This window comes from Chryseobacterium sp. YIM B08800 (assembly GCF_026163565.1).
GTDB lineage: Bacteria > Bacteroidota > Bacteroidia > Flavobacteriales > Weeksellaceae > Chryseobacterium.
This window is the reverse complement of record NZ_JAPDKN010000086.1, coordinates 1-8,146: the sequence shown is the minus strand read 5'-3', so window position 1 is coordinate 8,146 and position 8,146 is coordinate 1. Positions and strand designations below refer to the sequence as shown.

At 32.4% G+C, this 8,146-nt stretch carries 8 protein-coding genes; 7 read left to right on the top strand and 1 reads right to left on the bottom strand.

Annotation, left to right across the window (positions count from 1 at the left end):
• Together OEW74_RS19070 and OEW74_RS19065 are read left to right on the top strand one after the other, a co-directional pair.
• Window positions 1–222 (top strand): hypothetical protein (locus tag OEW74_RS19070; protein WP_265429984.1); only part of this gene is annotated, 222 nt, incomplete at its 5' end.
• Between the two features lie 142 nt (window positions 223–364).
• Window positions 365–1,105 (top strand): sulfite exporter TauE/SafE family protein, encoded by a 741-nt coding sequence (locus OEW74_RS19065; RefSeq protein ID WP_265429983.1) that lies wholly within the window; start codon window positions 365–367, stop codon window positions 1,103–1,105.
• 81 nt (window positions 1,106–1,186) lie between these two features.
• Here OEW74_RS19065 and OEW74_RS19060 read toward each other — a convergent pair whose 3' ends face one another.
• Window positions 1,187–2,323: a serine hydrolase domain-containing protein gene (locus OEW74_RS19060; RefSeq protein ID WP_265429981.1), complete on the bottom strand. Its 1,137-nt coding sequence runs from the start codon at window positions 2,321–2,323 to the stop codon at window positions 1,187–1,189.
• Between the two features lie 230 nt (window positions 2,324–2,553).
• On the opposite strand from OEW74_RS19060, the gene OEW74_RS19055 reads away from it, so the two are divergent.
• The 5 genes from OEW74_RS19055 to tnpA all read left to right on the top strand — a co-directional run bounded on the left by OEW74_RS19055 (window position 2,554) and on the right by tnpA (window position 7,349).
• Window positions 2,554–3,006: a ferritin-like domain-containing protein gene (locus OEW74_RS19055; RefSeq protein ID WP_102979569.1), complete on the top strand. Its 453-nt coding sequence runs from the start codon at window positions 2,554–2,556 to the stop codon at window positions 3,004–3,006.
• 196 nt (window positions 3,007–3,202) lie between these two features.
• Window positions 3,203–3,568: a response regulator gene (locus tag OEW74_RS19050; RefSeq protein ID WP_265429979.1), complete on the top strand. Its 366-nt coding sequence runs from the start codon at window positions 3,203–3,205 to the stop codon at window positions 3,566–3,568.
• A 219-nt stretch (window positions 3,569–3,787) separates the two neighbouring features.
• A complete protein-coding gene (locus tag OEW74_RS19045; RefSeq protein WP_265429978.1) occupies window positions 3,788–4,390 on the top strand; it encodes a hypothetical protein in 603 nt (200 codons plus the stop codon).
• Window positions 4,391–4,520: 130 nt separating this feature from the next.
• Complete coding sequence (locus OEW74_RS19040) at window positions 4,521–6,662, top strand: catalase (RefSeq protein ID WP_265429977.1); 2,142 nt, start codon at window positions 4,521–4,523, stop codon at window positions 6,660–6,662.
• A gap of 369 nt (window positions 6,663–7,031) precedes the next feature.
• Window positions 7,032–7,349 carry an IS200/IS605 family transposase gene (gene tnpA, locus OEW74_RS19035; RefSeq protein ID WP_265429976.1) on the top strand — a complete coding sequence of 106 codons (318 nt, stop codon included), beginning with the start codon at window positions 7,032–7,034 and terminating at the stop codon, window positions 7,347–7,349.
• Window positions 7,350–8,146 lie beyond the last annotated feature (797 nt).

The window sequence follows — 8,146 nt, the reverse complement described above, 5'->3', positions numbered from 1 at the left end:
GCTATGGAAATTTCTCTTTACGACTTTAAAAACTTACCTTTACAAAACCAATCCGAAATTGTATTATCAGAAGGACGGTTAATGAATGAACAAATTATGAGTTCATTCAGGTATGCTCTTTATGAAATATCATCTTTTTCTGTGGAACTGATTTATCACATTGCTAAAAACAAAGTTGAGGGATTAAATATTTATCAAAACAGAGCAGCATACAGTAACTGAAATAAAAAAATGCTGTTATAAATTATAGATAAAAGAGAGCTTTAAGACTCTCTTTTTTTGCTCTTATTTTATTGAAAAAGGCCTCTGATTCTGTCTTAAATGGTTTTTTATCTCATTAGAAAAACGTATATTTAACATAAATATGGAATTTATTTATATATACATTTTCGTTGTCAGTTTTATTGCGACACTAGTCCGTTCAACGTTCGGTTTTGGAGAATCTTTAGTTGCAGTTCCTTTATTTATACTTTTTATTCCACTCGAAATTGCTGTGCCTCTTTCTGTTTTAATTTCAATTTTAGTTGCATTGGTTGTTGTTGTACAAGATCATCAGCAAATTCATTTTAACAGCGCAAAGTGGCTTATTTTATTTGCTGTCTTAGGAATTCCGATAGGTTTGTTAATCTTACTATACGGTAACGAGTTTTGGGTAAAAATAGGCTTAGGCTTACTTATTATATTCAACTCATTGTATGCTATTTTTGGAAAAAAACAGTTCTCACTGAAAACAGATAGTATGTTATGGCTATTTATTTGCGGATTTACATCCGGAATTCTTGGTGGTGCTTATGGAGTAAACGGTCCGCCTCTTGTCGTCTATGGTAACTTGCGGAATTGGAGTGCTAAACATTTTAGGGCAACGCTTCAGGCTTATTTTTTACCGGCAAGCTTTATAGCTGCGATAGGATATTTTACAAAAGGTCTAATTACCTTGGAGGTATTAAAATATTTTTTACTCTCGTTACCAGCTGTTTTTCCGGCAATATTTTTAGGAAGATACCTGAACCATAAGATTAAGGATAAATCTTTTTTTAAATATGTTTATTGGGGACTTATAGCTGTTGGATCCTTTTTAATAATCAATTCGTTGTTGACAAAATAATTTTTACTTCATTTTTAATGATCTAAAAGCATTGATCAGATGGAAAGGTGAAAATTGTTATCATTTATTTTACTAAAACTTTTAACACATTGATGTTAATTCATCTAGTAAAATTTGCACCTGTAAAGGTCTTTTCTTTTGATCAACTTCCAGTTTGTTGTACAATCCTGTTTTTACGATTACCATCTTTTTTTCAGGGATCATAATAATGAATTGACCTAAAAAACCATAAAAAAACCAACATTGTTTTTCTTTATTATCGGTTTCTCCTGCCCAAATAGTGTAGCAGAAAGCGTCATTTTGTTCAGTAGGTTTGAGCATTCTTTTGCAATACTCAGCGTTGAGCAATTGCTTTCCTTCCCACATTCCGTTTTGCATGATCAATTGTCCTATTTTTGCAAAATCTCTTGCTGTAGCATGTACACAACAGAATGCCTTTTCCATTCCTTTCTCGTCTGTGCTCCATTTAGCAGAAAATTCCATTCCTAATGGTTTCCAGATCTTTTCTGAAATATAATCTGATAAATGTTTTCCCGTTATTTTTATTAAAGCCATTCCTAAAAGCTGGGCAGAGACACTTTGATACTCGTATTTTTGTCCGGGCATATCTTTTATCTCAATACTGAAAGTTTGTTTTGCAAGATCTTCTACAAAATATTGTTTAGAGTTTTCTGCAAAAGGATGACGGTATTCTTCATCCCAATCAAACCCTGCTTGCATGGTCATGAGATGCCGAAATGTAAGATGCTTCCCGTAAGGACTCTTTTTATATTCAGGAAATACTGTAGAAATTAATTGATCTTCTGATTCGAGATAACCATCATCAATTGCACAACCAGTTAAAATGGCCAAGAATCCTTTAGCCATTGAAAAAGAATTCATCAGTGATGAGGAATTATGATCTTTCCAATATTTTTCATAAACCAGTTGATTATCTTTAATTACAAGGAGTGACGATGTGCGGGTCTTCTTAAGTTCATCAGTAAGCCGTTTTGATAAATGATGTTTATTGTAGTCAATACTTTTTGTCCAAATATTGGGTTTTGAGTTTGCTATCATGCGAGAAGGAAACTTCTTTTCATCATCAATAGATGGAGCAAAAGATCCTTTTTTCAAATTGATTCCGATAGCTTTAAAAATATACCCATAACCTGAAAGGTAAATAAGTGCAATTGTTGCTGAAATTCCGACAGTAAATCCCGTTATTATTTTTTTCATTGGTTGCTGATTTCTTTAGATACTCTTCTCGATTTGGGTATTCAAAAAACGTTCCTCAGAATTTAGAGATACAGAAAAGTTAATTGTGATAATATATAAAAACATAGATCATATTGAGATAGAATTGTTACAGAAACAAAAATGTACCACACAAACACAATATGTTGTTTTAAAAGTCATCAATGGTACGGTGGTTGTAAGAAACTAGGCTCACCATAAAAAATATTATTATGCACAACGAAAGAACAGTAGCAACATTGAATGATTTGCTCAACATTACCAACGACAGAATTCAGGGATTCGCTAAGGTTGAAGATAAAGTTTGGGATACCTATTCTCCATTAAAAGGAGATTATGATCAGATGGTTGCACAATCACAGGTAATGAAATCAGAGTTGATGAATTTAATTACAGAAAGAGGCGGAAATCCTGACAATACAGGAACAGCTGCAGGAGCAATTCACAGGGGATGGATTGATGTGAAAAATTCTTTTTCCGGAGACAAAACAGAGTCAACTTTAGAGAATGTAGTTTTTGGCGAAGAAGCAGCAATTGATGCATATCAAGATGCTTTGGATAGTGGGGATCTTTGCCCTGAGAGTTCAAGAGTTGTAAGTGATCAGCTTCATCATTTAAAATCATCCTACAATAAGTTTAATAATTTAAACGAGCTAAAAAATTAGTTGTAGATGTTCATTATTTTAAATTGATCAAAAATAAAAATAGTGAACAATATCCATCTCATCAGATCCTAAAAAATAATCTTTTTAGGATCTTTTGGCAGTAATATTTACAATGTAAAGATATTATAACTGTAGTCATAAGAACTCACTATTTTTTACTCTTATATTTGATGAATGATCAATCATAAAAAAAACTATGGATACCAAGAGAATCTTAATTTTTGATGATGATAAATCTATTTTAGATGTTTTCACCATCGTTTTTGGCGAAAATGGATATTGTGTAGAAGTTTCTGAAACATCGCACGATATCATCGAAAGGGTTAACAAATTCAGACCTCATTTGATTTTAATGGATAACTGGATTCCTGATATCGGTGGAATTGAAGCTGTAAAATTATTACGAAATCACGATAAATTTAAAGATATACCCGTCATTTATATCAGTGCAAACAGTGATATAAACTTTTTAGCTAAAAAAGCACAAGCAGACGATTATATTGCAAAACCATTCGAACTTGAAAACCTCGAAAGAAAAGTTGAAAAGTTTATCAGATCCTAATGAGAAAGTATTAAAAAACTATTAGTTTAAATATTAAGCTATTGGGTTGATCATATAAATATCCCCAATCATCAGCGAATTTTTTGTTTAGAAATTAATAATGAGCGAACAGCATTTCTCCAAAGAGGAATTTGCCAATAAATTTTTGCCAAAAATAGAGATTTAAACCTGTAGATATGGCTCATGACAAACTTCTTAATCCATTTTAAACTAATTACAATGAAACCCAAAAACATACCCGGAGTTCCTCAACATTTTAAAGGAAGTTTTCATGATACTGAAAGCTTCGTTGAAGTGAGAAATTCCAAAGAATTAGATCTTAAATTTGATGCTTTGAAACAACGTTTTTTTTCTATTAATCATTGGCGAAAATATTGTAACGAAAGTTCTGCAGATTTTACATTATGTAATTCTTCGGGAATAATAGTAGAACGTTTACCACAAATTGGAGATTATATAAGAATTGATATTCCCGGTCCGGGTGGAAAGGAGGGAAGATCTTATGATTGGGTTCAAATTGTGTTGATAGATACAAATATTCCTGATAGACTAATGATTCAGTGTAGACCATCAAAAAATCCTGTAAAAGAAAAAATCCGAAAGATTGCTCATTTTTACTCTAATGCAGCGACATCTACATTTGTGATTTCGAAACAAGGAAACATTTTAAAAGCAGGAATTTATGGACGAAATGAATATCCTAACTTGAAATCAGGATTTTTAGATTGTATCAGAAATATTGCAATTGCAGTAGGAGGGATGTTGGGGTTTTCTAAGATCCAATGGAAATGTCTTACAGATGGACTCGTTGATTTTAAATAACATACTATAATTTACAAAAGTGTAGTAAACTGAAATAAATGGTATAATTTTTTAATTAAAATTTTAAAATATAGAAGTTCAAATTTACGCTTGCTATACATAATTTAACCACTATAATTACAATATAACTATGGAAAAGAACAACCAAAAAAGTGAAAAATTAGATCAACTAAAAGACCACACAACAGATAATTTAAATGAAAAACTCACAACCAATCAAGGATTAAAAATTAACAATAATCAGGATTCTTTAAAAGACGGGGAACGGGGTGGCACATTATTGGAAGATTTTATTCTTCGCGAAAAAATAACCCATTTTGATCACGAAAGAATACCGGAACGTATTGTTCATGCAAGAGGTTCGGGAGCTCACGGTGTTTTTAAACTTAATAAAAGTTTACAAAAATATACAAAAGCAAAATTTTTAACAGAAGAAGGGAAAGAAACGCCTGTTTTCGTACGTTTTTCTACAGTTGCCGGAAGCGCAGGAAGTACTGATCTTGCTCGTGATGTACGAGGTTTTGCGATTAAATTTTATACAGAAGAAGGAAATTATGATCTTGTAGGTAATAACATTCCTGTCTTCTTCATTCAGGATGCTATGAAATTCCCTGATTTGATTCATGCGGTAAAACCTGAACAGGATAATGCGATTCCACAAGCTGCATCTGCGCATGATACTTTTTGGGATTTTATTTCTTTAATGCCCGAAAGTATGCACATGATTATGTGGGCAATGAGTGACAGAGCCATTCCTAGAAGTCTTAGAATGATGGAAGGATTTGGAGTTCATACTTTTAAATTCATTAATAGTGAAGGAACTGTTCATTTTGTAAAATTCCATTTTAAACCAAAACTCGGTGTACATTCCGTAGCTTGGGATGAAGCAACAAAAATTTCGGGTAAAGACTCAGATTTTCACAGAAGAGATCTTTGGGAAGCCATAGAAAACGGCGCATTCCCGGAATGGGATTTCGGAGTGCAGATCATACCTGAAGAAGATGAATATAAATTTGATTTTGATCTGCTTGATCCAACCAAGCTAATTCCGGAAGAGGAAGTTCCTGTTCAGATTGTAGGCACTTTAACATTGAATAGAAATCCGGATAATTTTTTTGCTGAAACAGAGCAAATTGCATTTCACCCTGGACATTTGGTTCCTGGTATTGATTTTACCAATGATCCTTTGTTACAGGGAAGATTATTTTCTTATACCGACACTCAATTGTCACGTTTAGGGTCTCCTAATTTCCATGAGATTCCTATTAACCGTTCTTTAAATGAAGTTCATAATAATCAGCGCGACGGACACATGCGTCAGCAAATTGTAAAAGGAAAAGTTAGCTATGAACCCAATTCTATCGGCGGCGGATGTCCTTTTCAGGCGATGATGAAAGAGGGTGGTTTTACTTCTCACAATGAAAGAGTTGACAGTAAAAAAATCCGTGCAAGAAGTGAAAGTTTTGTAGATCATTATTCACAGGCAAAATTGTTCTTTAATAGCCAGTCTGCTCCTGAAAAACAACATATAGAGAATGCGCTAATTTTTGAACTTTCTAAGGTAACAATTCCTGCTATCAGAGAAAGAGTTGTAGGACAGCTTGCATTCATTAATAAAGATTTGGCTTCAAAAGTTGCAAAAAAAGTAGGAGTAAAAGTGATTCAGTTAAAGCAACCCAATGGAAGTATTCCTGCAGATGCTGATCCTGCGACATTACAAAGTCCGGAAAAAGAGCCTATGACGAAGAGTTCAGAAGCCTTAAGCATGGCCAATACCGTTAAAAATACTATTGAGAGCCGCATTATTGGTTTTATTATGGAAAACGGAGTAAAAGCTGCCGATGTAAATTCCCTACAATCTAAGCTGGAAAAAGAAGGAGCTGTAGTACAGATTATTGCAGGAAGTTTAGCATCTGTAAAAGCTGATGACGGAACTATTTTTGAACCAAAACATTCTTTAACGAGTACGGCAAGTGTTTGCTTTGATGCACTTTACCTCTGCAGTGGAAAACAGTCTTCAGATCATTTAATGAATGAAGATAACAGACCCGGAACCTTATTATTTGTCAACGAAGCCTATAAACATTGCAAAACAATCTATTTTGGGAAAGAAACAGATGCAATCTATAAAGCAAGTCATGTGAATGATAAAAAACATGATGATCCAGCAATTATAACTACTGAAACGAAAGATCCTGTTACTGCATTTATTAAAGCTGTAGCTAATCATAGAGTTTGGGAACTTGAAAAAGAGAGAAATAATCCTGCTTAGACCATAAAATATACGTAAACAAATATGTAATATGAAAGCAGCCGTTTTTCATGAAGTAGGTAAACTTATATCTATGCTATCAGATTTTAATTCGGAGTATTCTTTTCTTGAAAGAGCAATAGCTCGTATTAGCTTTGATAAAGGTTTATGAAAGCCCTAGAATGTAAATAGAATAGGCAAAAGGATATAAGATTTTTGATAAAAAGGAAGAAGGTTGCGTAAAAGTTATTTTGGATCCTGGGGTATAATGGTAATTTAACCTTTGTTTTAATCTAAAGAATTCCTCGAGGCTCTGCCTCGGGGTAAAAAGAGGAAAAGCTTGAAAAACGGATGGTTTTTCAAAAAAATAAAAATATGTAGCTTTGATTTATGGATGATCATATTTTCAAACGGCATAATAAAACTTTACTTCTTTACCATATTGTTTTTCCTGTGAAATATAGAAATTCGGTTATTAATGAAGAAGTTGGAGCAGGCTTTAAAGAAATATGTATTGAATTGTCTCGACGCTATGAGACTCATTTTTTAGAGATTGGTTATGAAGATAATCATGTTCATTTTTTGATACAAAGTGTTCCAAACTTATCAATTAGTGAAATTTGTATGAAAGTAAAAAGTATCACTGTTAAAGAAATTTCCAAACGTTTTCCTGAAGTTAAAGCTAAGCTTTGGGGTGGGCATTTTTGACAAGTAGTTATTATGCAAACACAGTAGGTCAATATGGAAATACAGATGTCAATAAAAAGTATATAGAAAATCAAGGAAAAGAAAAAGAATATCAAAAAGTGCATGAGGCTCAACTTACACTTGACTTCTAATACTTCGGGGCTCTGCCCCGGGGTAGTTTATTTTAGTAGTAAATTTTATTAAGAATTTTATATTTTATACTCTGGTATTTACAATGATTTTTCGTGAGATTTTGTAAAACAATTTGCGAAAAATAAAAAAAAGCATATATATGCACTAGTAAAAACAAACAATCTTAATCTTGTTTAAAAAAGTGACCTAATCGGTGACCTAAAAATAAGAGAGCGTTATAAAGCTTATGGATAGGGCGTTTTTCAAATAAGAACAAATCCCGTCCGAACAAATATTCAACAATTGTTTTTAGCATTTCTATTTTTTAGTCAAATATTCTTTTAATTAATACCTTCAAATTAGGTCTAATATAGGCTACACAAAACTATCATGAAATTAATAATATTTTAGATAATGATGTTCTAAGTTAAAATAATTTTAGTAAATTCGATACAACAAATTGAATCAAAAACCTACATTTCAAAAGTGAGTAATTCGGTGAGTAGCTGAAAATCAATCTCTGTAAAGCTTCATAAACAAAGATATTTAAAGAGCAGGTGGTGTTACCTCTCTCTCCGCAAGTTGAGAAACTAAAAAACATCAAAAGCCTTTAAATACTAGTATTTAAAGGCTTTTTTGTATTTATGTTATATCAAAAAATATCATAATAATACAAATAAAAAGAG